This window comes from Nostocoides sp. HKS02, assembly GCF_009707485.1.
Taxonomy (GTDB): domain Bacteria; phylum Actinomycetota; class Actinomycetes; order Actinomycetales; family Dermatophilaceae; genus Pedococcus.
In genome coordinates this window covers 575,889-599,339 of record NZ_CP046121.1, presented here as the reverse complement: position 1 = coordinate 599,339, position 23,451 = coordinate 575,889, and the positions used below count along the sequence as shown (strand labels likewise).

Annotated in this window: 24 protein-coding genes and 1 pseudogene; 11 read left to right on the top strand and 14 right to left on the bottom strand. The window is 72.4% G+C overall.

What is annotated here, in order from left to right; genetic code table 11:
• Nucleotides 1–137: 137 nt before the first annotated feature.
• Entirely contained in the window at nt 138–617 is a 480-nt protein-coding gene (locus GKE56_RS02780) for a hypothetical protein (protein ID WP_154683256.1), read from the bottom strand.
• Entirely contained in the window at nt 617–2,557 is a 1,941-nt protein-coding gene (gene dnaG, locus GKE56_RS02775) for a DNA primase (protein WP_154683255.1), read from the bottom strand. Before dnaG ends, GKE56_RS02780 begins: the two co-directional genes overlap by 1 nt.
• Before the next feature lie 211 nt (nt 2,558–2,768).
• Between dnaG and GKE56_RS02770 the strand changes: the two genes are divergently transcribed.
• From GKE56_RS02770 to GKE56_RS02760, 3 genes are read left to right on the top strand one after another with little or no spacing between them, the layout of a single operon-like run.
• Nucleotides 2,769–3,752: an extracellular solute-binding protein gene (locus GKE56_RS02770; protein ID WP_154683254.1), complete on the top strand. Its 984-nt coding sequence runs from the start codon at nt 2,769–2,771 to the stop codon at nt 3,750–3,752.
• A complete protein-coding gene (locus GKE56_RS02765) occupies nt 3,753–5,336 on the top strand; it encodes an iron ABC transporter permease (protein WP_154683253.1) in 1,584 nt (527 codons plus the stop codon).
• Entirely contained in the window at nt 5,333–6,370 is a 1,038-nt protein-coding gene (locus GKE56_RS02760; protein ID WP_154683252.1) for an ABC transporter ATP-binding protein, read from the top strand. Before GKE56_RS02765 ends, GKE56_RS02760 begins: the two co-directional genes overlap by 4 nt.
• 15 nt (nt 6,371–6,385) lie before the next feature.
• Here GKE56_RS02760 and GKE56_RS02755 read toward each other — a convergent pair whose 3' ends face one another.
• From GKE56_RS02755 to dusB, 3 genes are all read right to left on the bottom strand, one after another.
• The gene (locus GKE56_RS02755; protein ID WP_154683251.1) at nt 6,386–7,615 is read right to left on the bottom strand and encodes a deoxyguanosinetriphosphate triphosphohydrolase; all 1,230 of its coding nucleotides are present in this window, start codon (nt 7,613–7,615) and stop codon (nt 6,386–6,388) included.
• Nucleotides 7,616–7,625: 10 nt separating this feature from the next.
• The gene (locus GKE56_RS02750; protein ID WP_154683250.1) at nt 7,626–8,285 is read right to left on the bottom strand and encodes a YdeI family protein; all 660 of its coding nucleotides are present in this window, start codon (nt 8,283–8,285) and stop codon (nt 7,626–7,628) included.
• A gap of 79 nt (nt 8,286–8,364) precedes the next feature.
• Entirely contained in the window at nt 8,365–9,588 is a 1,224-nt protein-coding gene (gene dusB, locus GKE56_RS02745) for a tRNA dihydrouridine synthase DusB (RefSeq protein ID WP_154683249.1), read from the bottom strand.
• A 38-nt stretch (nt 9,589–9,626) separates the two neighbouring features.
• Here dusB and GKE56_RS02740 point away from each other — a divergent pair, with 38 nt between their 5' ends.
• Nucleotides 9,627–10,460 (top strand): sulfurtransferase, encoded by an 834-nt coding sequence (locus GKE56_RS02740; protein WP_154683248.1) that lies wholly within the window; start codon nt 9,627–9,629, stop codon nt 10,458–10,460.
• Between the two features lie 8 nt (nt 10,461–10,468).
• Here GKE56_RS02740 and GKE56_RS02735 read toward each other — a convergent pair whose 3' ends face one another.
• The 7 genes from GKE56_RS02735 to GKE56_RS02705 all read right to left on the bottom strand — a co-directional run bounded on the left by GKE56_RS02735 (nt 10,469) and on the right by GKE56_RS02705 (nt 17,274).
• Nucleotides 10,469–11,077, bottom strand: coding sequence for a response regulator transcription factor (locus GKE56_RS02735; RefSeq protein ID WP_154683247.1), 609 nt, complete (start codon nt 11,075–11,077; stop codon nt 10,469–10,471).
• Nucleotides 11,074–12,267: a sensor histidine kinase gene (locus tag GKE56_RS02730; protein WP_230209143.1), complete on the bottom strand. Its 1,194-nt coding sequence runs from the start codon at nt 12,265–12,267 to the stop codon at nt 11,074–11,076. Before GKE56_RS02730 ends, GKE56_RS02735 begins: the two co-directional genes overlap by 4 nt.
• Before the next feature lie 49 nt (nt 12,268–12,316).
• Nucleotides 12,317–13,126, bottom strand: coding sequence for an ABC transporter permease (locus GKE56_RS02725; protein WP_154683246.1), 810 nt, complete (start codon nt 13,124–13,126; stop codon nt 12,317–12,319).
• Nucleotides 13,123–14,052, bottom strand: coding sequence for an ABC transporter ATP-binding protein (locus GKE56_RS02720; RefSeq protein WP_230209142.1), 930 nt, complete (start codon nt 14,050–14,052; stop codon nt 13,123–13,125). Before GKE56_RS02720 ends, GKE56_RS02725 begins: the two co-directional genes overlap by 4 nt.
• Nucleotides 14,053–14,150: 98 nt before the next feature.
• Complete coding sequence (locus GKE56_RS02715; protein WP_154683244.1) at nt 14,151–14,966, bottom strand: hypothetical protein; 816 nt, start codon at nt 14,964–14,966, stop codon at nt 14,151–14,153.
• Nucleotides 14,908–15,837, bottom strand: a complete 930-nt coding sequence (locus GKE56_RS02710; RefSeq protein ID WP_154683243.1) for a sigma factor-like helix-turn-helix DNA-binding protein — start codon at nt 15,835–15,837, stop codon at nt 14,908–14,910. Before GKE56_RS02710 ends, GKE56_RS02715 begins: the two co-directional genes overlap by 59 nt.
• A gap of 33 nt (nt 15,838–15,870) precedes the next feature.
• Complete coding sequence (locus GKE56_RS02705; RefSeq protein WP_154683242.1) at nt 15,871–17,274, bottom strand: glycine--tRNA ligase; 1,404 nt, start codon at nt 17,272–17,274, stop codon at nt 15,871–15,873.
• 84 nt (nt 17,275–17,358) lie between these two features.
• Here GKE56_RS02705 and GKE56_RS02700 point away from each other — a divergent pair, with 84 nt between their 5' ends.
• The 6 genes and pseudogenes from GKE56_RS02700 (at nt 17,359) to GKE56_RS02680 (ending at nt 21,003) form a co-directional block, all read left to right on the top strand.
• On the top strand, nt 17,359–17,643 hold the full coding sequence (locus GKE56_RS02700) for a DUF6703 family protein (RefSeq protein WP_154683241.1): 285 nt from the start codon (nt 17,359–17,361) through the stop codon (nt 17,641–17,643).
• An 84-nt stretch (nt 17,644–17,727) separates the two neighbouring features.
• Nucleotides 17,728–17,982 (top strand): annotated as a pseudogene (locus tag GKE56_RS17775) (metal ABC transporter solute-binding protein, Zn/Mn family); the annotation flags it as partial.
• Nucleotides 17,983–18,022: 40 nt separating this feature from the next.
• The gene (locus GKE56_RS02695; protein ID WP_255424976.1) at nt 18,023–18,637 is read left to right on the top strand and encodes a metal ABC transporter substrate-binding protein; all 615 of its coding nucleotides are present in this window, start codon (nt 18,023–18,025) and stop codon (nt 18,635–18,637) included.
• Nucleotides 18,634–19,542 (top strand): metal ABC transporter ATP-binding protein, encoded by a 909-nt coding sequence (locus GKE56_RS02690; RefSeq protein ID WP_230209141.1) that lies wholly within the window; start codon nt 18,634–18,636, stop codon nt 19,540–19,542. Before GKE56_RS02695 ends, GKE56_RS02690 begins: the two co-directional genes overlap by 4 nt.
• Complete coding sequence (locus GKE56_RS02685; RefSeq protein ID WP_154683240.1) at nt 19,535–20,578, top strand: metal ABC transporter permease; 1,044 nt, start codon at nt 19,535–19,537, stop codon at nt 20,576–20,578. The genes GKE56_RS02690 and GKE56_RS02685 overlap by 8 nt, the downstream gene beginning before the upstream one ends.
• On the top strand, nt 20,575–21,003 hold the full coding sequence (locus GKE56_RS02680; RefSeq protein WP_154683239.1) for a Fur family transcriptional regulator: 429 nt from the start codon (nt 20,575–20,577) through the stop codon (nt 21,001–21,003). The genes GKE56_RS02685 and GKE56_RS02680 overlap by 4 nt, the downstream gene beginning before the upstream one ends.
• A gap of 86 nt (nt 21,004–21,089) precedes the next feature.
• Here the strand turns inward: GKE56_RS02680 and GKE56_RS02675 are convergent, their stop codons facing one another.
• Both GKE56_RS02675 and recO read right to left on the bottom strand, forming a co-directional pair.
• The gene (locus GKE56_RS02675; RefSeq protein ID WP_154683238.1) at nt 21,090–21,872 is read right to left on the bottom strand and encodes an isoprenyl transferase; all 783 of its coding nucleotides are present in this window, start codon (nt 21,870–21,872) and stop codon (nt 21,090–21,092) included.
• Complete coding sequence (recO, locus tag GKE56_RS02670; protein WP_154683237.1) at nt 21,869–22,666, bottom strand: DNA repair protein RecO; 798 nt, start codon at nt 22,664–22,666, stop codon at nt 21,869–21,871. The genes GKE56_RS02675 and recO overlap by 4 nt, the downstream gene beginning before the upstream one ends.
• Nucleotides 22,667–22,758: 92 nt before the next feature.
• On the opposite strand from recO, the gene GKE56_RS02665 reads away from it, so the two are divergent.
• Nucleotides 22,759–23,394 carry an alpha-ketoglutarate-dependent dioxygenase AlkB gene (locus tag GKE56_RS02665; protein WP_154683236.1) on the top strand — a complete coding sequence of 212 codons (636 nt, stop codon included), beginning with the start codon at nt 22,759–22,761 and terminating at the stop codon, nt 23,392–23,394.
• The last annotated feature ends 57 nt before the right edge of the window (nt 23,395–23,451 follow it).

Sequence of the window (23,451 nt, the reverse complement as noted above, 5' to 3'; positions counted from 1 at the left end):
ATCCAGCGGGCGTTCAGCGGGTGTTCCCGCCCGCGGCGCTGCGCAACCATAGCAAAGGATGTGCGCAGTTCTGAAAACGGGGCCCGGGCGCGTCGGGGACCCCAGTCGGTGCGCTCAGTCGAGCCCGACCTGCTCCCTCAGATCCGCGAGCGCCGCAGCGATCTGAGGGTCGTCGCCGGGCACCCCGCGGCCCAGGACGACCTGTTCCACAAGCCGCCGGTGGCCAGGTCATGCCGGATCACGACGCGGGCGCCCCGGCGGTTGCCGAGGTCCACCCTGGTGGCGAGCACGACGCTGGCCTGCACGCGCTCGCGCACCGCCTCAGGGAGCAGGGTCGACGGGCCGAGCGTCCACTGCACGGGTCGCGACCCGTCCACCCACGTCACGGTCAGCTGGCCGAGCTCGGGGGACCACGTGCCGGCATCGACCTCGTGCCACGGCCGGGCGAGGCTGCGCTCCCCCGCCGTGCTCACGGCATACAGGTGGTGGGTGGTGGCCACGACCGTCGTGCCGGCAGCGTCGCGCGCCCACGTGAGGACGCGCTCGCCCGGGCCGATCGCCGCTGCCGCGAGCACCGGACCGGGCACGCGGGCCGGCCGCCGCAGGGAGAACGCCATCAGCTCGCCCGGTCACGGAGCTGGGCCAGCTCGCGCTGGAGGTCCTGCAGCTCGCTGGACAGGCTGCGCGCGCGCGATGGGTCGGTATGCGGATCGGTGGCCATGCGGCGCATCGCGGACATCGCGTCGGCGATCCGGCGGGTCAGGGAGACCTCGTGGACCCGGACGAGCAGCGCGTCGATGTAGCGGCGTTCGGGCAGGCCCGTGGTGCGGTCCATGCGGGTCGGGAGCTCGGCCACCGCGAGCTCGGCCACGAGCCCCCGGACGGCCAGCGGCGCCGCCTCGGCGACCCGGTCGGCCCAGGCGCGGGCCGACAGTCCCCGCTGGGGCCCGCCTGCTCCGCGCACCCCGTCGAAGACCGCGCGGTGGGCCGGGGCGGTGAACGCGTCCGGGGCGACGTCGTCGACGTCGGAGGCCGAGAAGCTGTCGGGGTACTGCAGCAGCGTCTGGAGCAGCTGTCGCTCGGCGAACACGACCGGGTCGCGCAGGTCGGGTACCGGCAGGGCGGCCCGCGCCTCCTCGGCGGAGGGCTCGGGCACGCTGTCGGCGTCGGGCCGGGCGCTCGCGCCACCGTCGGACTTGGCGTCCCGGGCGGCCATCCGGCCGGCGCGGGCCACCTCGGCCTGGACCTGCTCCACCTCGACGCCGATCCATCCGGCCACGGTCCGGACGTACTCGGGTCGCATCGAGCTGTCGCGGATCGAGCCCACGATCGGGGCCACAGCACGCATGCCCTGCACCCGTCCCTCGGCGGTCGACAGGTCGAAACGGGAGATCGTGGTCCGCACCGCGAACTCGAACAGCGGAACCGCGTCGTCGACGAGATGGCGCACGGCGTCGTCGCCCTTGGCGATGCGCAGCTCGCAGGGGTCCATGCCTCCGTCGGCCACGGCGACGAACGACTGCGAGGCCCATCGCTGGTCCTCACCGAACGCCCGCATCGCGGCCTTCTGCCCGGCGGCGTCGCCGTCGAAGGTGAAGACCACGCGGGCCGGCGCGAGGTCGGCCTCGTCGCGCATGATCCGTCGCAGGACCTTGATGTGGTCGACACCGAACGCTGTGCCGCACGTCGCGACGGCGCCCTCGATGCCCGCGAGGTGGCAGGCCATCACGTCGGTGTAGCCCTCGACGACGACGGCCTTGCGCTCGGCGGCGATCGCCTTCTTGGCGGCGTCGAGGCCGTAGAGGACCGTCGACTTCTTGTAGATCGGCGTCTCGGAGGTGTTGAGGTACTTGGCCGCGATGCGGTCGTCGTCGTAGAGCCGGCGCGCGCCGAACCCGACGGTGTCGCCCGTGATGTCGCGGATCGGCCAGACCAGCCGTCCGCGGAAGCGGTCGTAGAGCCCGCGGCTGCCCCGGCCGGAGAGCCCACCGAGGGTGAGCTCCTCGTCGGTGAAGCCCTTCGTCCGCAGGTGGCGGCTGAGCTCCTCGCCGCCGCGTGGGGCAAACCCGACGCCGAAACGTTTGGCCGCCTCGCTGTCGAAGCCCCGCTCGCGCAGGAAGTCGCGGCCGGCCCTGGCCTCCGGGGCGTTGAGCAGCGCGTGGTGGTAGAACTCCTGCGCGACGCGGTGCGCCTCGATCAGCCGCGAGCGCCGCCCCAGGGTCTCGCCGTCGCGTCCCCCCGGTCGTCCACCCTCCTCGTAGTGCAGCTCGATGCCGAGCTTCTGGGCGAGCCGCTCGATCGCCTCGGTGAAGGTGAGGTGCTCGACCTTCTGCACGAAGGAGATGACGTCACCGCCCTCGCCGCAGCCGAAGCAGTGCCAGGCCCCGACGGCCGGACGGACGTTGAACGACGGCGACTTCTCGTCGTGGAAGGGGCACAGACCCTTCATCGAGCCCGGGCCGGCCGGTCGCAGGGTCACGTGCTCGCGCACGACGTCCTCGATCGACGAGCGCTCCTTCACGAGCGCGATGTCGTCGGTCTTGATCCGACCCGCCACTGGCCCTCCTGTTCGCGGCCGAGTCTAGGTGCTGCGGGCGGACCTGCGCGGCCCGGATCCCCAGACCCGGGGGTGCGCGGACCAGCGATCCCCGTCAGGTAAGGTAAGGCTTACCTTTGTAACCGCTACCCTTGGAGAACTCGCGTGATGCGCCGCCGGACCGCCCCGCCCGCCCTGCTCCCCCCTCGTCGCCCTTGCAACCACCGCCGCTCTGGCGCTGGCGGCCTGTGGGAGCTCCACCCTCGAGGCGAAGGGCACCCCCGAGCCCGAGACCCTGACGGTCTACAACGCCCAGCACGAGAGCCTCACCGACGCGTGGGCGAAGGCCTTCGAGGACAGGACCGGGATCCGCGTCGAGGTCCGCCACGGCAGTGACTCGTCGATGGCCGCGCAGCTGGTCCAGGAGGGCAGCTCATCGCCGGCCGACGTGTTCCTCACCGAGAACTCGCCGGCCATGACCACCGTGCAGAACGCCGGCTTGCTCGCGGCCGTCGACCCCGCCACGACGGCCCAGGTCGGTCCGCAGTACGCGCCGTCGACGCACCAGTGGGTGGGCATCGCCGCCCGGTCCACCGTGCTCGTCTACAACCCCAGCAAGATCACTGCGGCGCAGCTGCCGACGTCGATCATGGATCTGGCCAAGCCGGAGTGGAAGGGCAAGTGGGGCGCCGCAGCCGGCGGCGCCGACTTCCAGGCGATCGTCAGCGCCATCCTCGCCACCCAGGGCGAGCAGAAGACCGCGACCTGGCTGGCCGGGCTCAAGAGCGGCGCGCAGGTCTTCCAGAGCAACACTGCCGTGATGAAGGCCGTCAACGCTGGCCAGGTGCCCGTCGGGATCATGTACCACTACTACTGGTACCGCGACCAGGCCCTCACCAAGGCCGGCAGCAAGAACACCGCGCTGCTCTACTTCCGCCACCGCGACCCGGGAGCCTTCGTGAGCATCTCCGGTGGCGGGGTGCTCAAGTCCACCAAGCATGCGGCAACGGCCCAGAAGTTCCTCGCCTTCGTGACCAGCGCGCAGGGGCAGAAGGTCCTCGCCACCAGCGACGCGAAGGAGTATGCCGTGGGCAACGGCGTCGCCTCCGACCCCGCCCTGGAGCCCCTGGCCTCACTCGAGGCACCCAGCGTGGACCCGTTCACCCTCAACGGCCCGAAGGTCATCACGCTGATGACCAGGGCCGGCATCCTCTAGGTGGTCGGCACCAGCGACGGTGTCCGCCGCGCGGGAACGGCCAGCCGCGCGGGAACGGCCAGCCGCGCGGCCGCGCCGGTCGTCGTGGCCGGCGTGGTGGTCGCGGTCCTGTGCCTGCTCCCCCTGGCGGTCGTCGGCGTCGAGGCCTTCGACGTCGGAGGGCAGGCTGCCTGGGCACTGGTGTGGCGCCCCAGGGTCGGTGAGCTGCTGCGCAACACCGGTGCCCTGGTGGCGGTCACCGTCGCCCTCACCTGCGTGCTGGGGGTCGGCAGCGCGTGGCTCGTCGAGCGGACCACCCTGCCCGGGGCTCGGCTCTGGCGGGTGCTCATGGTGTGCCCGCTGGCGGTGCCGGCCTTCGTCAACAGCTACGCATGGGTCACCGTGCGGCCCGACCTGCAGGGACTGGGGGGTGCGGTCCTTGTGACGACGCTGTCGTACTTCCCCTTCGTCTTCCTGCCCGTGGCCGCCGTGCTGCGCGGCCTCGACCAGGGCCTCGAGGACTCCGCTCGCACGCTGGGGCTGGGGCCCTGGCGCTCGTTCTGGCGCGCGGTCCTGCCACAGCTGCGCCCGGCGATCCTGGGTGGGATGCTCCTCGTCGCGCTGCACCTGCTGTCGGAGTTCGGGGTGCTGGCCATGCTGCGCTTCCCGACCTTCACCACCGCGATCCTCGAGCAGTTCCAGGTGGCCTTCAGCAACAGCGCCGGCAGTCTGCTGGCGGTCGTGCTGATCGCCCTGTGCGTGGCCCTGCTCACGGCCGAGCTGCTGCTGCGCGGTTCGCGGCGGCACGCACGCCTGGGGCGGGGCGCGGCGCGCCGTGCGCTGCCGGCTTCGCTCGGCCGGGGGACCTTCCCAGCCCTGGGGGCGCTCACGGGGCTCGCCGCGCTCGCCCTCGGCGTGCCGCTCGGCAGCCTCGTCTACTGGTTCCTGGCGGGCGGTGCCGCGCAGATCGGCGCCACCCCGACCGACCTGCTGGCCACCCTCTGGGGCACGCTGCGGCTGGCCCTCGTCGCTGGCGCGGTCACGGTGGTCGCCGCGTTCCCGGTCGCGTGGCTCGTCGCCCGCCGACGGACCTGGCTGTCCGTCCTCGTCGAGCGCGCGACGTACCTCTCGTCAGCCCTGCCCGGCGTGGTCATCGCCTTGGCCCTGGTCACCCTGTCGGTCCGCTACGCACGGCCGGTCTACCAAACCAGCGTGGTCCTCGTCGCGGCATACACGATCCTGTTCATCCCCCGCGCCATGGTGAGCATCCGTGCGGCCATGGCGCACGCACCCGAGGAGCTGTCCGAGGCCGCCCGCGCCCTTGGCGACGGGCCGCTTCGCGCGTTCGTGCGGGTCGTCCTGCCGCTGACCGCGCCAGGCGCGCTCGCCGGTTTTGCCATGGTGTTCATCGCGACCTCGACGGAGCTCACCGCGACCCTGCTGCTCGCGCCCACCGGCACCCAGACGCTCGCCACGGCGTTCTGGAGCGCGAGCGAGAGCATCGACTACGCGGGCGCCGCACCCTATGCCGCCGCCCTCGTACTCGTGTCGGCGCCCCTCACCTCTCTGCTGCTGCGCCAACCCGACCAGGAGCCCACCCCGTGACCACCCTGCGCATCGCGGGGGTCGCCGCGTCCCACGGCGGCCGCCCCGTCCTCCACGGCCTCGACCTCGTGGTCCCCTCGGGCACAACCTCGGCGATCCTCGGCCCGTCGGGATGCGGCAAGACCACGCTGCTGCGGGTGGTCGCAGGCTTCCAGACGCCGGATGCGGGGACCGTCCAGCTCGGGGACGACGTCGTCGTGGGACCGGGGGTCCAGGTGTCACCGGAGCGGCGTGGGATCGGCTACGTCGCGCAGGAGGGCAACCTCTTCCCGCACCTCAGCGTGGGCGCCAACGTGGCCTACGGCCTGCGGAGGTCAGCACGGCGGGCCGGCACCCGAGCTGCCGAGCTGCTCGAGCTCGTGGGGCTCTCGCCCGACCTGGCCATCCGCCGGCCCGACCAGCTCTCGGGCGGGCAGCAACAGCGGGTGGCCCTCGCCCGCGCGCTCGCCCGTCGACCGGCGGTGGTCCTGCTCGACGAGCCGTTCTCCTCGCTCGACGCCGGGCTGCGGGCCACCACCCGTGATGCGGTGGCCGAGGCGCTGGCCCACGAGGGGGTCACCGTCGTCCTCGTCACCCACGACCAGGCCGAGGCCCTGTCGTTCGCCGACGAGGTGGCGCTGATGCACGAGGGCAGGTTCTCCCAGGTCGGCACCCCGGCCGAGGTGTACGCCAGCCCAGCGGACCGGCATACCGCTGCGTTTCTGGGGGGTGCGGTGTTCCTGCGCGGGACCGCCGACGGTGCCGCCGTCACCACCGCACTGGGCCGGCTGGCCGTGCACCACCCCGCTCCAGCGGGTCCGGTCGACGTGCTCGTGCGACCCGAGCAGCTCGAGCTCGGACTGCCGTCGGCCGGCCGACCGTGCGCCGAGGTGGTGTCGACGAGCTATTTCGGGCACGACGCCCTGGTGGCGCTCCGGCTGGTCGCGGACGACACGGTCGTCACTGCACGGGTCAGGGGCACAAACCTGCCACGCCCCGGCACCGTCGTGGGGCTGTCGGTCGCGGGGCCAGCGCGAGCCTTCGCCACGCGCTGACCTCGCGGCCCCCGGTCACCTCCACCGCTCGTGGAGCACCAGGGCCCGCACGTCGGTCAGCGAGGCGACCTGGTCGACCACGACGCGCAGCGCGGCGGCGTCGGAGTCTGCGGCCTTCCAGTCCGCCACGAGGTCGGGGTCCAGACGACGCACGGGGTCGGCTCGGTAGGCCTCGACCAGGTCCCGGACGACCTGCCGTTGGTGCGCCAGCAGGTCTACGCGCTCGTGGGCGTTCATGACGAAGTGGGCCGCCACCGCCTTCAGCACGGCGCACTCGGCCCGGGTCGTGTCCGGGACGACGAGGTTCGCGGCATACCGCGTCAGTGGCCCGTCGCCGTGCTCGGCGCGGGTCGCCACCTCGACGGCCTGGACGAAGCGCCCGATGAGCCGTGAGGTCATGTCCTTCAGCGCCGCCCGGTCCGTGCGCGACCCGTCGTATGCCGTGGGCACGGCCCCGGTGGCGAGCACTCGTTCCAGCGCGGCCCCCAGTGCGTCCGTCCCGAGGTCGACGGCGTAGGTGCCCGTGGCGACCGCCAGCACGTGGTCGACGTCGGCCGCGTCACGCAGCTGCCGCAGGTCGAGCCGCCCGGACGTGATCGCATCCTCGACGTCGTGCACGGAGTACGCCACGTCGTCGGACCAGTCCATGACGTCCGCCTCGATGCACCGCTCCCCCGGAGCCCGGCGCAGGCGGAACCACTCGAACACCGGGAGGTCGTCGTCGTAGACACCGAACTTCGCTGTGGGAGTAGGCGCGTCACCACGGGACCAGGGGTACTTCGTCGAAGCGTCGAGGCTCGCCCGGGTGAGGTTCAGGCCCGCCGGCCGGCCGTCGGCGTGGATCCGCTTGGGCTCGAGCCGGGTGAGCAGGCGCAGCGTCTGGGCGTTGCCCTCGAAGCCCCCGATGCCATCGGCGACGGCGTCGAGCGCCTCCTCGCCGTTGTGGCCGAACGGTGGATGCCCGAGGTCGTGGGCAAGGCAGGCCGTGTCGACGACGTCGGCGCTGCACCCCAGCGCTGCCCCGAACTCGCGGCCGATCTGGGCGACCTCGAGCGAGTGCGTGAGGCGGTTGCGGACGGAGTCGTCGTCACCGGGCTCGACCACCTGGGTCTTCGCCGACAACCGCCGCAGCGAGGCCGAGTGCACGAGCCGAGCCCGGTCGCGGGCGAACTCGTCACGGTCGGCCAGCTTGTGCACCGGGTCCTCGCGCACCCAGCGTTCACGGTCGGCCTCGGTGTATCCCACGCACGCGACTCTAGAGGCCCGCGTCCTGGGCGGCGCGCGCCGCCCGCGCGACCCACGCCGGCTCCTGACCGTAACGCTGCGACGGGATGAGCCGACCCTGCGACGAGTCGTCGATGAGCTGGCGCAGCCGCTTCTCCCGGGTGGCCGCCTGCTTGGCGGTCAGGACCCAGTTCACGCAGATCTTGCGGTACGACGCGGTGGCCACCGCCCAGAACGCCGCGGCCCCGGCATCGGCCGCCAGCCGCTCGGCGAACTCCGGGGGCAGGGCGAGCTCGCCGGCCTGCTCGTAGGAGTAGATGGCCGAGCGCTCGGGGCGCCGCTTCTCGAACGCGGCGAGGCCGGGGGGCTGCATGCGGCCCTCGGCGGTGAGTCGCTCGACCGCGGCGATGTTGATGGCACTCCAGTTGCTGCCGGGCTTGCGTGGCGTCCACCGCTGGCGCACTGCGTCTGCGCCCAGGCTCTGCACCTGGGAGTCGATCCACCCCCAGCACAGCGCCTCGAGGACGGCCTCCTCCCACGTGAGCCCGCGCTCGGGGACGTGCTTCTTGTTCAGGCCCATCCACAGCTCGGTCCGCGTCGCGTGGTGCGCGGCCAGCCAGGCCCGGAACTCCTGCGGCCCGGAGAAGAACGTGGCCGGCCGCTCCGCCGACCCGCCCGGTGTCCCGATCATGACCGCAGCCTGCCATGCACGCCCGACATCCAGCCACGGTGCGCACGTGGACCCAGCGCGCCGGGCGTCTCCCCGGCCATCAGCCTCCGGAGACCGACAGCTCGGCCTCGGCCACGACGGCCCGCGCCGAGTCGTCGAGCGACTGGGACTCCAGCCAGCCGTCTGGGAGGGCCACCCGGCGCGGCGACCCGGCCCGCCCGCGCTGGCCCTCGGCGGCGTCACCGGGCCACGGTGCCGTGTCGTCCATGGTGGCGATCAGCCCGTCGAGGGCCGCGAGGGAGTCGACCAGCGCGAGCTGGTGTCGCACCGTCGACCCGGCCGGGAACCCCTTGAGGTACCACGCGATGTGCTTGCGGATGTCGCGGCAGGCCTTGAACTCGTCGTCGTAGAAGTCCACCAGGTATTCCGTGTGGCGCCGCAGGGTCGCCAGCACCTCACCGAGGCCCGGCTCCGCGCGCGCGGTGGTCCCTGCGAAGGCCGCGGCGAGGTCGGTGAACAGCCAGGGCCGCCCCAGACAGCCACGCCCGACGACCACGCCGTCGCACCCGGTCTCCTCGACCATGCGGACGGCATCCTCGGCCGACCAGATGTCGCCGTTGCCGAGCACCGGGATGGTCCGGACCGTCTCCTTGAGCCGCGCGATGGCGCTCCAGTCCGCCTCGCCCGAGTACGCCTGGGACGCGGTGCGGCCGTGGAGGGCGACGGCCGCGACCCCTGCCCGCTCGGCGATGAGTCCGGCGTCGAGGTAGGTCAGGTGGTCATCGTCGATCCCCTTGCGCATCTTCACCGTGACCGGCACGGCATACCTGCTCGCCTCGCGGACGGCACCGGTGACGATCGCCTCGAAGAGGTCCTTCTTCCACGGGAGCGCGGCCCCGCCGCCCTTGCGCGTCACCTTGGGCACCGGGCAGCCGAAGTTGAGGTCGATGTGGTCGGCCCGGTCCTCGGTGACCAGCAGCTTCACGGCGGCTGCCACGGTCGCGGGGTCGACCCCGTAGAGCTGGATGGACCGCGGGCTCTCGTCGGGGTCGTGCTCGATGAGCCGCATCGTCTCGGGGGTGCGCTCGACCAGCGCACGCGAGGTGATCATCTCGCTGACGTACAGCGAGGTGGCGCCGCTCGCACCGCCCGCCGCAAGGCCCTGCCGGCCGTACTCACGGCACAGCTTGCGGAAGGCCCGGTTGGTGATGCCCGCCATCGGCGCGAGCACGACTGGCGACTCGATGGTGTGCGGGCCGATCTGGAGCGCTGGCAGGACCGCACGCGGCTGCGCGGTCGGCGAGGTCGTCTGGGTCGCGGTCATGGCGGCACCAGTGTCCCATCTGCTGGTTGACTGACCGAATGCGTGCCCTCCTCAGCGCCGTCAACCTCCTCGACCTGCTGGCCACCGGGGCCGAGCCCGTGCTCGTCGACGTCCAGTGGAACCTCACCGCCGCGGGCGGGCCGCCAGGACGGGACCTGTATGCCGCCGCGCACCTGCCCGGGGCCCACCACGTCGACCTCGACGCCGAGCTCGCCGGACCCCCGGGACCGGGCGGGCGCCACCCGCTGCCGACCGCCCAGGCCGTGCAGGCGGCGCTGCGCCGTTGTGGTGCGCACGACGACTCCGCGATCGTCGTCTACGACCAGGGCCTGTCGTTCGCCGCCGCCCGCGCCTGGTGGGTCCTGCGGCACTTCGGGGCCCGCGACGTGCGCGTGCTCGACGGTGGGCTCGCTGCCTGGGTGGCCGCCGGTGGCGCGACGACGACGGAGGCGCCCCCACCCCGGGACGGCTCGTTCGAGGCGCACGCGGGCGGGATGCCGGTGCTCGATGCTGCAGGCGCGCAGGCCCTGGCCCGCGACGGCGTACTGCTCGACGCCCGCTCACCCGAGCGCTACCGCGGTGAGACCGAGCCGATCGATCCGGTCGCGGGGCACATCCCCGGTGCGCGGAACGCGCCCACCCTCGACACCGCCAACCCGGACGGCACCTTCCTGCCGGGCGAGAGGCTGCGAGAACTGTTCTCCCGCACGGGGATTCGTCCTGGTGACCGAGTTGGGTCGTACTGCGGCTCGGGCGTGAGCGCGGCGCACCAGGTGTTGGCCCTGCACGAGGCCGGGATCGAAGCAGCGTTGTACGTCGGGTCCTGGAGCGACTGGATCACCGACCCGACCCGGCCGGTGGCCACCTCCTGACCGTTCGCTCAGAGCCAGCCGTACTCGTCGGCGATCCGCACCGCATCCGCACGGTTGCGCGCCATGGTCTTGCCGATCGCCGAGGACAGGTGGTTGCGCACGGTGCCCTCCGACAGGCTCACCTGTTTGGCGATGTCCGCCACCGACCCGCCGGCCCGTGCTGCCACGAGCACCTCGGTCTCCCGGGCGGTCAGTGGCGACTCACCGCCGGCCAGCGAGTCGGCTGCCAGCGCGGGGTCGACGACGCGCAGCCCCGCGTGCACCCGGCGCACCATCTCGGCAAGCTGACGGGCCGGGGTGTCCTTGACGACGAAGCCCTGGGCGCCCGCCTGCAGGGCGCGGCGCAGGAACCCCGGGCGGCCGAAGGTCGTGACAATGAGGACCCGGACGCCCGGCAGCGCCTCCCGTAGAGCCGTGGTCGCGGCGATCCCGTCGAGACCGGGCATCTCGACGTCGAGCAGGGCGACGTCCGGCCGGGACTGCCTGGCCGCCGCCACCACCTCGTCGCCGCGGCCGACCTCGGCGACGACCTCCATGTCGGGCTCGAGCCCGAGGAGGGTCGCGAGGGCGCCCCGCACCAGCGCCTGGTCGTCGGCCAGCAGCAACCGGATCGTCATGCGTCCGTCCTCGTCGGACCCACGCACAGCTCGAAGCCGTGCGGCTCGACGCGCCGCGTCGTGAGGCGGGCGCCGATCGCCTCGGCGCGCTCCTTCAGGCCGATCAGCCCGGTCCCCGCCGCGCCGCCCGTCGGTCCGGCTCCGTTGTCCGCCACCACGATGCCCCGATCGTCGAGGGTGACCCGGCACGACGTCGCGCCGCTGTGGCGGATGACGTTGGTGACGCCCTCGCGGAGGGTCCAGGCACACAGCTCGCGGAACTCGCTGGGCACGGCGTCGGTGGCGGTCGGCAGGTCCGCCTCGATGCCTGCCGCGGCGAGCGACGAGCGAGCCCTGGCCAGCTCCGCGGGCAACGACATGTCACGGAACCCGGCCACCGCGCGCCGGACATCCGCGAGCGCGTCGCGAGCCAGTCGCTCGAGGTCGGTCACCTCGGCTCGGGCGCGCGCTGGGTCGACCTCCATCAGACGGGCGGCCAGCTCGGCCTTGACGGTGATGACGGTCAGGCTGTGACCGAGGATGTCGTGGACGTCGCGGGCCATCCGGTTGCGCTCGTCCTGGATGGCCAGCCGCGCGTTCTCCTGCCGGGCCTCCCCCAGTGCCCGCTGGCGCTGCGCGGCGACCATGCCCCCGGTCACCGCAGCCAGCGCGAGGACGATCGACATGCTGATGCTCGTGTCGTGCTTCCAGCCGGCGATGTGGAACGTGAGGAACTCGTACACCACCATCAGCACCGCACCGAGGGCCAGCCCGGTGCGCATGCGGAAGGTCCACAGCCCTGACACCGCGAGGAAGACGTAGGTGCTGGCGCCGATCTGGCCCACGAGGACCGTGGACATCGCGGCAAGCACGGCCAGCACGGCCCAGGTGACCAGCCCGAGACGCGTGACGTACCACCGCGACCCGAACGGCCCACCCGCCCCCCACACGGCTGCCCGCAGGTGGCTGAAGTGCAGCAGGTACACCGCGACGAAGAGGACCAGCACGACCAGTCCGGCGTCGCCGCGCAGGGTGTGGCGCTGCTGCCACGCCGAGGTGAAGGCATCGGAGAGGAAGACCAGCCAGATCCCGGCGAAGAACAGTCCGAGCAGGCGACCCGACCAGCCCCGGTCGTCGCCGCCAGCGAACAGCCGGGGACGGGGCTCGGCGAACCCGTCGAACGGGCTGGGTGCGGGCCTGGGTGCGCTCACGGCCCCCACCCTCTCAGGCCATGTGGCCGTGGGGCAGGGGCCGCCGCACTCAGACGCGCGCCGTGTCGCGACGGAAGCGCCATACCGCCCCTCCCGCGAACACGGCCAGCCACACGAGGACGTTGACCACGGCAGCCCACCCGGGGCCGTCGCCGGAGACCGGTGCGTGGACGATCTCGCTCAGCCCGTACATCGGCGTGAACTTCGCGAGGGTCTGGAAGACCGACCCCATCTGTGACAGCGGCATGAACAGCCCCCCGAGGAAGGCGAACAACGCCAGCACCGGCCCGAGGATCTGCATGACGTTCTCGCTCGGCAGGAGGTACCCCATGAAGACGCCGAACGCCGCGAACACCAGCGAGCCCAGCCAGGCGAGCATGGCGGTCTGCCACCACAGGCTGCCGTCCAGCCGCGCGCCCGACGACGCGCCCGCGGCATACGTCACGGTCACCGAGAGCGCGCCGAGGACCATGGCGATCACGACCTTCACCGCGATGTATGCCGTCGAGGTGAGCGGGGTGAGGCGCAGCTGGCGGCTCCAGCCCTGGCTGCGCTCCACCGCCACCATCGCGCCGCCGGCGGTGGTGGAGAGCATCGCACCGTAGAGCGCCATGCTGATCATGATGTAGCCGGCGACGTTGCCGTGACCGGCGCTCTGGTTGGAGTACTTCTGCCCCGTGCCGAACAGGAAGAAGAACGCCACCGGCAGGACCACGGAGAAGATCACCGTGCGCCGGTTGCGCAGCATCCGCCGCAGCTCGAGGCGCAGCAGGGTCGGGTTGAAGCCGCCGAGCGGCGGGACGGTGCGCTCGGGGACGGCGCGCGCGGTGCTCGGCGCGCTCGAGGCGGTGCTGGTCATCGGCTCTCTCCCTCGGAGGTCAGTGAGATGAAGGCGTCCTCGAGGCCGCGCGAGGTGATCTCGAGGTCGCGCGCGGTCGTGGCGGCGAGCAGGTGACGCGCCACGGCGTCACTGTCCGTCGACGCGATGATGACTGAGTCGCCCCGGACCTCGACCGTCTCGACGCCCGGAAGTCCCTGCAGCGCAGCGACATCCGCATCGGGCAGCGTGGCCCGGATGGTGCGCCCGGAGACCAGGGCCTTGACCTGGGCAGCTGTGCCGTCGGCGACGACCTGGCCCTGGCTCACCAGGACGATGCGGTCGGCGTACGCGTCGGCCTCCTCGAGGTAGTGGGTCGCGAAGACGACGGTCCGGCCCCGCTCGGCGTCCGCCCGGATGGCGTTCCAGAAGTCCCGCCGCCCGGTGACGTCCATGCCCGTCGTCGGCTCGTCGAGGACCAGCAGCTCCGGGTCCGGGAGCAGCGCCATCGCGAACCGGAGCCGCTGCTGCTGGCCGCCGGAACACTTGACCACCCGCCGGTCGGCGATGTCGGCGATACCCGCCCGCGCCAGCACCTCGGCCACCGGCCTGGTGTCGCTGAACAGGCTGGCCGTCAGCTGGAGGGTCTCGGCGACGGTCAGGTCCTTGAGCAGTCCGCCGGACTGCATCACCGCCGAGACGAGCCCGTGTCGCACCGCTGCGGCCGGCTCGAGTCCGTACACGCTGGCCGTGCCGAGGTCGGGCCGGGTCAGGCCGAGCACCATGTCGATGGTGGTCGTCTTGCCCGCGCCGTTCGGGCCGAGGAAGGCGACGATCTCGCCCGGCCGCACGGTCAGGTCGATCCCCCGGACCGCCCGCACCGCGCCAAAGCTCTTCGTGAGCCCGCTCAGCTCGATCGCCGGAACCGCCGTGGACGCCGCTCCGGGGTGGGTCTGCGTCTGTGTCATGGCAGTCATGGTGCCCGACCGTGCGTCCGCTGGACTCCGACACCCGTCACGACCCGACCATGACGTCTGTCAGGTGCCGCGAGGGCAGACGGTGGGCGCTAGTAGCGCCACCCGACGTCCAGGGCCACGGCCGTGACCGGGTCGTCCGGTGCCCCGGTCACGATCTGCGCCACCTCGAAGACCTCACCGGTGGTGACGTTCCAGGCCAGGACCCAGCGTCCGTGCCTGCCGACCGACTGGAACAGCAGGGTGTGTCCGTCGGCCCAAGCGAGCGCGGTGCAGCACTCCTTGAACCGCCCGGTCTGGCCGTCCGGTGACTCCGGGGCGAGCAGGACCCGGGCCGAGCCGGCCGCCACGTCGACGGCCACCAGCCCTTGGTAGATCGGGCCGTTGCCCTGCCGGATCACGGGGTGGGTGAGGTCCTGGTCGAAGATCGCGCCGGTGGCGGCCCACTGCTCGGTGTTGAGCGTCTCGCCGAAGGCCTGCGTGACCGGGGCCCTGACGGTGCTCACCGTGCCCGGCCGGGCCTCGCCGTCGAAGCGCGCCACGGCCACCGAGTCCGCGGCTGCCGACACGCGGAACCTGCCCTCGTAGCCGCGCCCGGCGGGCACCGCCTTGGCACCCGGCATCCAGGGGTCGATGGTCCAGGCGGACTGCTCGTCCCGTGCCACGACGAGGTTGCCTGCCGCGGTCCAGCCGGCCGACTGGAGGGTCTGGGACGGAACGGGGTACGTCGCCACCGCCCCGGTGCGGGTGTCGAGACGCACGACCTGCCCCGGTTGTGGAAAGACGACGTACCGCCCTCCCCCGCCGATGGCACGCGGCCCCAGGGCTGTCCCGGGGTTCCCCGCCGCGTCATAGGTGGGCACCAGGGTGAGCCCGTTCGCGACGACCCGCTGGCCGGCGCCGCTCACCAGGACCGGGTGGAACGTCCCCGCACCGGCCGGCGCGAGGTAGGCGGCCACCACCGACGACAGGGGGATTCTTCAGGGCCGACAGCTCCGTGGCCGCGGTCTGGACGTCGAGCACGGACGGGATCCCGGCGTCGAAATGGCGCAGCTGGGTCTCGGCGCCCTCCAGGGGAAGCTGCGCGTATGCCGTGCCGTCCGCGAGCCTGGGCAACCCCGCGGAGGTGGGGCTCGTGGTCGGCTCGGGGACGGGCCGCGGCTGCGTCGAGCCGCCCACCAGGACGGCGACGACAGCCAGCCCGGCTGCGGCGGCCAGCGCGGCCAGCGACCCCCGCCACACCCGGCGCCGACGGCGTTGCCCCGCCACGGCTGCGCTCCACGCCTCCTCGGCGAAGTCGAGCTCGGGCACGTGCCTGCTGGCCCGTTCCAGCAGGCTCACGACGTCACCCTCGGTGATGGCGGCCCCGGGTCGGAGCGTCGCCAGCGCGGTCCGGGTCTGGCTCGCGACAGATCCGGCCGAGCTGCCCAGCACCTCGGCAGTCTCCTGCGCGCTGCGATCCTCGAAGAACTGCACGACGAGCACGGCACGCTGCGTGGCGGTCAGCGCGCCGAAGGACCCGCCCACGTCGAGCGAGACGGACTCGCGCCGGGTTGCCCGCCCGGCCGACAGGGCGTCGCGGTAGAGGATCCGACGAACGAACGCCTCGGGGCCGTCAGCGCGCACCTTCTCCCAGCGCAGCGCCAGCCGGGTGAAGGTCGCCAGGACGAGGTCCTCGGCGACCCGGGTGTCGTCGCAGACCAACCACGCGGCGCGCAGGAGACGGTGCTGGCGGGCGCGGACGTACCGGACGTACTCGTCGTCCGCGTCACGCTGCATAACCCCTAGTAACGCACGCCCGCCCCGCGGGGGTCAGCAGCCGACCAGGCGCCCGGCGAGGTACTCCTCGACCTTGTCGAGCGAGACCCGCTCCTGAGCCATCGTGTCGCGCTCGCGGATCGTGACCGCGTGGTCCTCGAGGGTGTCGAAGTCGACAGTGAGGCAGTAGGGCGTGCCGATCTCGTCCTGGCGACGGTAGCGACGCCCGATCGCGCCAGCGTCGTCGAAGTCGATGTTCCAGTGCTTGCGCAGGGTTGCCGCGAGGTCCCGGGCCTTGGGCGAGAGGTCGGCGTTGCGCGACAGCGGCAGCACGGCGGCCTTGACCGGCGCGAGCCGCCGGTCGAGGCGCAGCACGACCCGCTTGTCGACCCCACCCTTGGTGTTGGGCGCCTCGTCCTCGGTGTAGGCGTCGACGAGGAAGGTCATGAGCGAGCGGGACAGTCCGGCTGCGGGCTCGATGACGTAGGGGGTGTACTTCTCGCCGCTGGCCTGGTCGAAGTAGACGAGGTCCGTGCCCGAGTGCTTCGAGTGGGTGGTGAGGTCGAAGTCGGTGCGGTTGGCGATGCCCTCGAGCTCGCCCCACTCACTGCCCGCGAAGTCGAAGCGGTACTCGATGTCGACGGTGCGCTTGGAGTAGTGGCTCAGCTTGTCGGCCGGGTGCTCGTAGTGGCGCAGGTTGTCGGGGTTGATCCCGAGGTCGGTGTACCAGCGGGTGCGCTCGTCGATCCAGTACTGGTGCCACTGCTCGTCCTCGCCCGGCTTGACGAAGAACTCCATCTCCATCTGCTCGAACTCGCGGGTGCGGAAGATGAAGTTGCCCGGCGTGATCTCGTTGCGGAAGCTCTTCCCGGTCTGGCCGATGCCGAACGGCGGCTTCTTGCGCGAGGCGTTCATGACGTTGAGGAAGTTGATGAAGATGCCCTGCGCCGTCTCGGGCCGCAGGTAGTGCAGGCCGGACTCGTCCTCGATGACGCCGAGGTAGGTCTTGAGCATCATGTTGAACTCGCGCGGCTCGGTCCAGGCGCCGCGGGTGCCACAGTTCGGGCAGCCGATCTCGGCCAGCGGGATCGAGTCGGGGTCGACCTGCTTGCCCTTCTTGGCCTCCTTCTCGGCCAGCGCCTCCTGCATGTGGTCGAGGCGGAAGCGCTTGTGGCACGACTGGCACTCGGTCAGGGGGTCGGTGAACTCGCCGACGTGGCCCGAGGCGACCCAGGTCTGGCGCGGCAGGATGATCGACGAGTCGAGCCCGACGACGTCGTCGCGGCCGGTGACCATCGTCTTCCACCACTGCCGCTTGATGTTCTCCTTGAGCTCCACCCCGAGCGGCCCGTAGTCCCACGCGGACCTCGTGCCGCCGTAGATCTCACCGCAGGGGAACACGAACCCGCGGCGCTTGCAGAGGGAGACGACGGTGTCGACGGTGGAGGGTGCAGCCATGCGCAGAAGGGTACTGTGCGGCCCCTCCCGGCTCGACGGGGTATGCCGCGTGGCCGGCCGCAGGGGGCACGTACCATCTCCTGCGTGTCGACCCCTCGCGAACGCATCGAGAACCTCAGCCTCCCCGCCATCACCTGGCTCAACCGCCTGCCGAGGGCGGTGCCGTTCCTCGCGGTCCTCGCCCTCATGGTCGCCGGCGTGGTCATCCCTGGCTGGGGCTGGCTGCTCGTGCTGGTCGTCGTCGCGTTCCTCGGGTGGACGTTCTACCTGTCCTGGCCCGGGCTCGACCACACGAACCGCCTGATGCGCGGCACGGTGATCCTCCTGGCCCTCGCCATCACCGTGACGCAGGCGGTCCCGCGCCGCTGAGGCGCTCGGGCGCTCGCGGCGAAGAGGCGGAGAGGCGCTGACCGGCCTCACCGAGATTGACAATCATTCTCAGATCAAGTGAGAATGATTGTCATGAAGCGACTTCTCGGCTGGCTGGTGGCCGCCCTCGCCCTGGCCGCACTGGGCGGCTGCGGCATCCCCAGCAGCTGGGCCGCGTCGCACGGGCGCCTGCGGGTCGTCGCGGCGTTCTACCCCCTCGAGTACGCCGTCCGCCAGATCGGCGGCTCCCACGTCGAGGTGGCCAGCCTCACCAAGCCGGGCGGCGAGCCGCACGACGTCGAGCTGACCCCCCGCCAGGTGGGTCGAGTCGCGACGGCCGACCTCGTCGTCTACGAGGCCGGGTTCCAACCCGCTGTCGATGCGGCCGTGGACACCGAGGCCAGGCGCACGGGCTTCGACGTCTCCCCCCGCGGCACACCTCGACCTGAAGGCGGTCGGGGCGGAGACCACGGGCCCCGACCCGCACTTCTGGCTCGACCCGCCGCGCTACGCCGATGTCGGCGACGCCGTGGCCCAGCGGCTGGCCCGGCTCGACCCCGCGCACCGCGCGGCATACGAAGCCAACGCCCGCACGTTCCGCGCGACGATGACCACCCTCGACGCGCAGTTCCGCACCGGCCTGGCGCACTGCACGACGAGCGAGCTGGTGACCTCGCACGCCGCGTTCGGCTACCTCGGGCGACGCTACGGGCTGCACCAGGACAGCATCACCGGCCTCGACCCCGAGGCCGAGCCCGACCCGGCCACGCTGGCCCGGATCTCGCAGCACGTGCGCGCGGCCGGGGCCACCACGGTCTACGCCGAGACCCTCGTCAGCCCCGCGGTCGCCCAGACCGTGGCCCGTGAGACCGGCGCCCGGCTGGCCGTGCTCGACCCCATCGAGGGCATCACCGGCGTCTCGGCGGGGCGCGACTACCCCGCCGTGATGCGAGCCAACCTCGCCACCCTCCGCATCGGACAGGACTGCCAGTGACCACCGCCACGACACCCACCAGGCCCAGCCAGCCCGGCGCGCCCGGCGCGCCCATCGTCGAGCTCACCCACGCGTCGTTCGGGTATGCCGAGCGCGCCGTGGTCCAGCAGGCCACCCTCACCGTGCGACCCGGTGAGGTCGTGGCCGTACTCGGGCCGAACGGGTCCGGGAAGTCGACCCTGGTCCGCGGGCTGCTCGGGCTCAACGACCAGCTTGGCGGCGAGGTCCGCCTCTTCGGCCAGGACCGCGCGGACTTCCACGACCACGCGCGCCTCGGGTACGTCCCGCAGCGGCACACCCTGTCGGCCTCGGTGCGGGCGACGGTGACCGAGATCGTCGCGGTGGGCCGGCTGCCCCGGCGACGCTGGTGGAAGCCGGTCGTGCGGTCCGCGGCCGACGACGCCATGATCGCCAGGGCCCTCGACGTCGTGGGCCTCGCCGACCGCGCGGATGCCGACGTCTCGACCCTCTCCGGCGGCCAGCAGCGGCGGGTGCTCATCGCCCGGGCGCTCGCGGCCGACCCGGACGTGCTCCTCATGGACGAACCCACGGCGGGCGTCGACACGGCCAACCAACAGGTCCTCGCGCAGGTGCTGGCCCGCCTGGCCCAGCGCGGCACCACCATGCTCATCGTCACCCACGAGCTCGAGGCACTCGACGACATCGTGACCCGGATCATCCTGGTGCAGGGCGGCCGGATCGCCTTCGACGGCAGCCGAGCCGAGTTCGAAGCGCGGACTTCCGAGGTCGGTCGCGCCGGCTACTCCCATGACGGCTACCAGCGTGACGGCCTCCACCATGACGGTCACCACCATGACGACGAGCTCGCCGTGGACCGGCACCGACTTCCCGGGGCCCCGTCCGCGGGCCCCCTCGACCCGCGCGGAGGCACCCACCATGGCTGAGCTGCTCTCACTGGACTTCATGCGCCAGGCCCTCGTCGCCGCGCTGCTCGTCGGGATCGCCGCTCCGCTCGTCGGCGTCTTCCTCGTCCAGCGTCGGCTGTCCCTGATCGGCGATGGAATGGGCCACGTCGCCCTCGCCGGTGTCGCGGTCGGCGTGCTCACCGGGCACGCGCCGGTCCTCACCGCCCTGCTCGCCGCGGTCGGCGCCGCGATCGCCATCGAGGTCATCCGGGGCCGGGGTCGCACGAGTGGTGACATCGCCCTCGCGGTGATGTTCTACGGAGGCATCGCCGCCGGCGTCGTGATCATCGCCAAGTCGCCGAGCAGCAGCCCAGCCAACCTCACGGCATACCTCTTCGGGGCGATCACCACCGCGAACCAGAACGACCTGTGGGTGTTCGCCGCGCTGACGGTGGTCGTCCTTGGCACGACGTGGCTGCTGCGGCCATGGTTGTTCGCCGTCGCCAACGACGAGGAGTACGCCCGGGCCAGTGGGCTGCCCGTGACCGGGCTCAACATCGCCCTCGCGATCCTCACGGCAGTCACGGTGGTCGTCTCGATGCGCGTCGTCGGCCTGCTCCTGATCAGCGCGCTGATGATCATCCCCAATGCTGCGGCCCAGCTGCTCGGCCGCAGCTTCCGCGCGTCCGTGCGGTGGGCGGTGCTCGTCGGGGTGGCGTGCAGTGTCGGCGGCGTCGTCACGTCGTACTACGCAGAGACGCCGTCGGGCGGGACCATCGTGCTGCTCGCGATCGGGGTCTTCGTCCTCGCGGCTTCCCTCACCGCGGCCGTCGCCCGCCTTCGCGCACACCAGCACCGTCGGGCGGAGCGGCACGACCACGAACACGGGCCGGACTGCGGTCACCCGGTGGTGGTCCACGGCGGCCACGTCGACTACGTCCACGACGGGCACCTCCACGCGGCGCACGAGGGCCACTACGACGAGCACGACCCGGCCCGTCACGAGGCCAACCGCCACGACGGCACCCACCAGGAGAGCACCTTCCACGAGACCACGCAGGAGGCGGGCCGATGACCACCACCGGGGGCGAGCGAGCGGCCGAGAGCGTCCGTCGGCCCACCCGCCAGCGCTCAGCCGTGGCCGCCGTGCTCGCGGGGATCGACGGGTTCCGGTCTGCGCAGGAGCTGCACGCGCTGTTGCGCGAGGGCGGTGACAAGGTCGGCCTGGCGACCGTCTACCGCAACCTGCAGGCCATGGCCGCCGACGGCGAGATCGACATGATCCGCACCGACGAGGGCGAGGCGGTCTACCGGGCCTGCTCGACCGGCCACCACCACCACCTCGTGTGTCGGCAGTGTGGGCGCACCGTCGAGGTGGAGGGCGTCGCAGTCGAGGCGTGGGCGCGCAGCGTGAGCACCGAGCACGGCTTCACCGACGTCGACCACACGGTCGAGATCGTCGGCCTCTGCACGACCTGCTCCAGCGCGGGCCGGTCTTAACCTCTGCGAGCAGAGACTCCTGCCGGGAGCACAGGTTGCAACCCGTCCTGCGTGCAGCAAGGTCTGCTAGCAGAGGTTGCTGCAGGTCAGGGGGTGGCGCGGTCGACGGCACCGCCGTAGCGGCGGTCGCGCTCGGCATAGGTCTGGATGGCCTGCCACAGGTGCCGGCGGTCGTAGTCGGGCCACAGCGTGTCCTGGAAGACCATCTCGGCGTACGCGCTCTGCCACAGCAGGAAGTTGCTGGTCCGCTGTTCCCCCGAGCTGCGCACGAACAGGTCGACGTCAGGCATGTCGGGCTCGGGCAGGTGGCGGGCAATCGTCCGCTCGTCGATCGACGATGGCTTGAGCTGGCCGCGCTGCACCTGCTCGGCGATCCGCTGGACGGCGTCGGCGATCTCGGCCCGGCCGCCATAGTTGACGCAGAAGTACAGCGTCAGCCCGGTGTTGTCCTTGGTGAGCTCCTGCGCGGTCTCGAGCTCCTTGATCACCGATCCCCACAGGCGCGGCCGGCGACCGACCCAGCGCATCCGCACCCCCCACTCGTGCAGCTGGTCGCGCCGCCGCCGGATGACGTCGCGGTTGAAGCCCATGAGGAAGCGCACCTCGTCGGGGCTGCGCTTCCAGTTCTCGGTCGAGAACGCGTAGGCCGACAGGTGCGTCACCCCGGCCTCGATCGCGCCGGCCGTCACGTCGAGCAGCGCCGCCTCGCCGGCCTCGTGGCCCTTGGTGCGCGGCAGGCCGCGCTGGTTGGCCCAGCGCCCGTTGCCGTCCATGACGATGGCGACGTGCCGGGGCACGAGCTCCTTCGGGAGGACCGGCGGCTGGGCTCCGCTCGGGTGGGCGAACGGCCTCGGGTATGCCGCGCTCACGCCTGTGCTGCCTGGGCGGCGGTCTGGGCGGCCCGTGCCGCCTGGGCGGCGGTCTGGGCATCGGGGTCACGTCGGTCCACGAGGCGCAAGGATCGCACACCCCGTTCGAGGTGCCACTGGAGGAACGCGCTGGCCAGCGTGCTGCCCTCGCGGCGGTGCCTGCCCTGCGACGCGTCGGCGACGACCCAGTCGCCGGCGAGCAGCGCAGCCAGCAGCGACAAGGTCTCGGGCGCCGGCGCGGCCGAGCCTGGCGGACGGCATGCCGGGCACACGGTGCCGCCCGCGGCGAGGTTGAACGCCCGGTGCGGGCCCACCGCGCCGCACCGCGCGCAGTCGTGGAAGCTCGGGGCCCACCCCGCCACCGCGAGCGCTCGCAGGAGGTAGGCGTCGAGCACCAGGCCGGGGTCGTGGGCGCCCTCGGCCATCGAGCGCAGTGCGCCCTGGAGCAGCAGGTACTGCTGGAGGTTGGGCTCACGCTCCTCGGTGAGCCGGTCGGCCGTCTCGAGCATCGCGGCGGCCGCCGTGTAGGTCGTGTAGTCGCGGGCCAGCACGTCGCCCCACGAGGCGAGCGTCTCGGCCTGGGTGACGGTGTCGAGCGAGCGCCCCTCGTAGCACTGGACGTCGACCATCATCGCCGGCTCGAGCCGAGCCCCGAACCGGCTCTTGGTGCGCCGCACGCCCTTGCCGACGACACGCACCTTGCCGAGCCCCCGGGTGAGCAGCGTGACGATGCGGTCGGCCTCGCCCAGCTTCTGGGTGCGCAGGACGATGCCTTCGTCGCGGTAGAGGGGCATGGGTCCATTCTCTCCCGGCCGCGCCGAATTCCCGGTATGCCGCGTCGGCCATCAGACTAGAACATATGTTCGACGATGCGTTACCGTGGGGCATGGCCACGGAACTGGCACTTCAGGGCTCCCTGCTCGACACGGCGGACGAGATCTCGCTCCGCCCGCTGGCATCCGGGTTGCAGCGCACGATGCTCGCCCGGGGTGCGTGGGTCGACTACCGCCCCGGCTGGCTGGCCGGTGCCGATCCCCTGTTCGACGTCCTGCTCCATGGCGTGCCCTGGCAGGCCGAGCGGCGCGAGATGTACGAGCGGGTCGTCGACGTCCCCCGCCTGCTGCGGTTCTACTCCGAGGGCGAGCCGCTCCCCCACCCGGTGCTCACCCAGGCCCGTGAGCAGCTCAGCGCGGCGTATGCCGCCGAGCTCGGCGAGCCCTTCGTCACCGCTGGCATGTGCCTCTACCGCGACGGCCGGGACTCGGTCGCGTGGCACGGCGACCGGATCGGCCGCGCCATGGACCTCGACACCATGGTGGCGATCGTGTCGGTCGGCTCGGCGCGCTCGCTCATGCTCCGCCCGCGCGGCGGCGGTCAGTCGATCGGGTTCTCGCTCGGCCACGGCGACCTCGTGGTCATGGGCGGGTCCTGCCAGCGCACCTGGGACCACTGCATCCCCAAGACAGCCAAGCCCGTCGGCCCACGGATCTCGATCCAGTTCCGCCCCCGCGGCGTCCGCTGACCCACGGCCCGAGCACGTCCGCTCGCCGACAGCTGGCCCGCGCGGGTCCGGCGGCCA

Coding starts and splice junctions, on each gene's coding strand:
- GKE56_RS02710 (WP_154683243.1), bottom strand. CDS start 15,837: ATGCAGCGTGACGCGGACGACGAGTACGTCCGGTACGTCCGCGCCCGC.
- GKE56_RS02705 (WP_154683242.1), bottom strand. CDS start 17,274: ATGGCTGCACCCTCCACCGTCGACACCGTCGTCTCCCTCTGCAAGCGC.
- GKE56_RS02685 (WP_154683240.1), top strand. CDS start 19,535: ATGGCTGAGCTGCTCTCACTGGACTTCATGCGCCAGGCCCTCGTCGCC.
- recO (WP_154683237.1), bottom strand. CDS start 22,666: ATGCCCCTCTACCGCGACGAAGGCATCGTCCTGCGCACCCAGAAGCTG.
- GKE56_RS02695 (WP_255424976.1), top strand. CDS start 18,023: ATGCGGCCGTGGACACCGAGGCCAGGCGCACGGGCTTCGACGTCTCCC.
- GKE56_RS02780 (WP_154683256.1), bottom strand. CDS start 617: ATGGCGTTCTCCCTGCGGCGGCCGGCCCGCGTGCCCGGTCCGGTGCTC.
- GKE56_RS02735 (WP_154683247.1), bottom strand. CDS start 11,077: ATGACGATCCGGTTGCTGCTGGCCGACGACCAGGCGCTGGTGCGGGGC.
- GKE56_RS02680 (WP_154683239.1), top strand. CDS start 20,575: ATGACCACCACCGGGGGCGAGCGAGCGGCCGAGAGCGTCCGTCGGCCC.
- GKE56_RS02720 (WP_230209142.1), bottom strand. CDS start 14,052: ATGACACAGACGCAGACCCACCCCGGAGCGGCGTCCACGGCGGTTCCG.
- dusB (WP_154683249.1), bottom strand. CDS start 9,588: ATGACCGCGACCCAGACGACCTCGCCGACCGCGCAGCCGCGTGCGGTC.
- GKE56_RS02665 (WP_154683236.1), top strand. CDS start 22,759: ATGGCCACGGAACTGGCACTTCAGGGCTCCCTGCTCGACACGGCGGAC.
- GKE56_RS02725 (WP_154683246.1), bottom strand. CDS start 13,126: ATGACCAGCACCGCCTCGAGCGCGCCGAGCACCGCGCGCGCCGTCCCC.
- GKE56_RS02740 (WP_154683248.1), top strand. CDS start 9,627: ATGCGTGCCCTCCTCAGCGCCGTCAACCTCCTCGACCTGCTGGCCACC.
- GKE56_RS02750 (WP_154683250.1), bottom strand. CDS start 8,285: ATGATCGGGACACCGGGCGGGTCGGCGGAGCGGCCGGCCACGTTCTTC.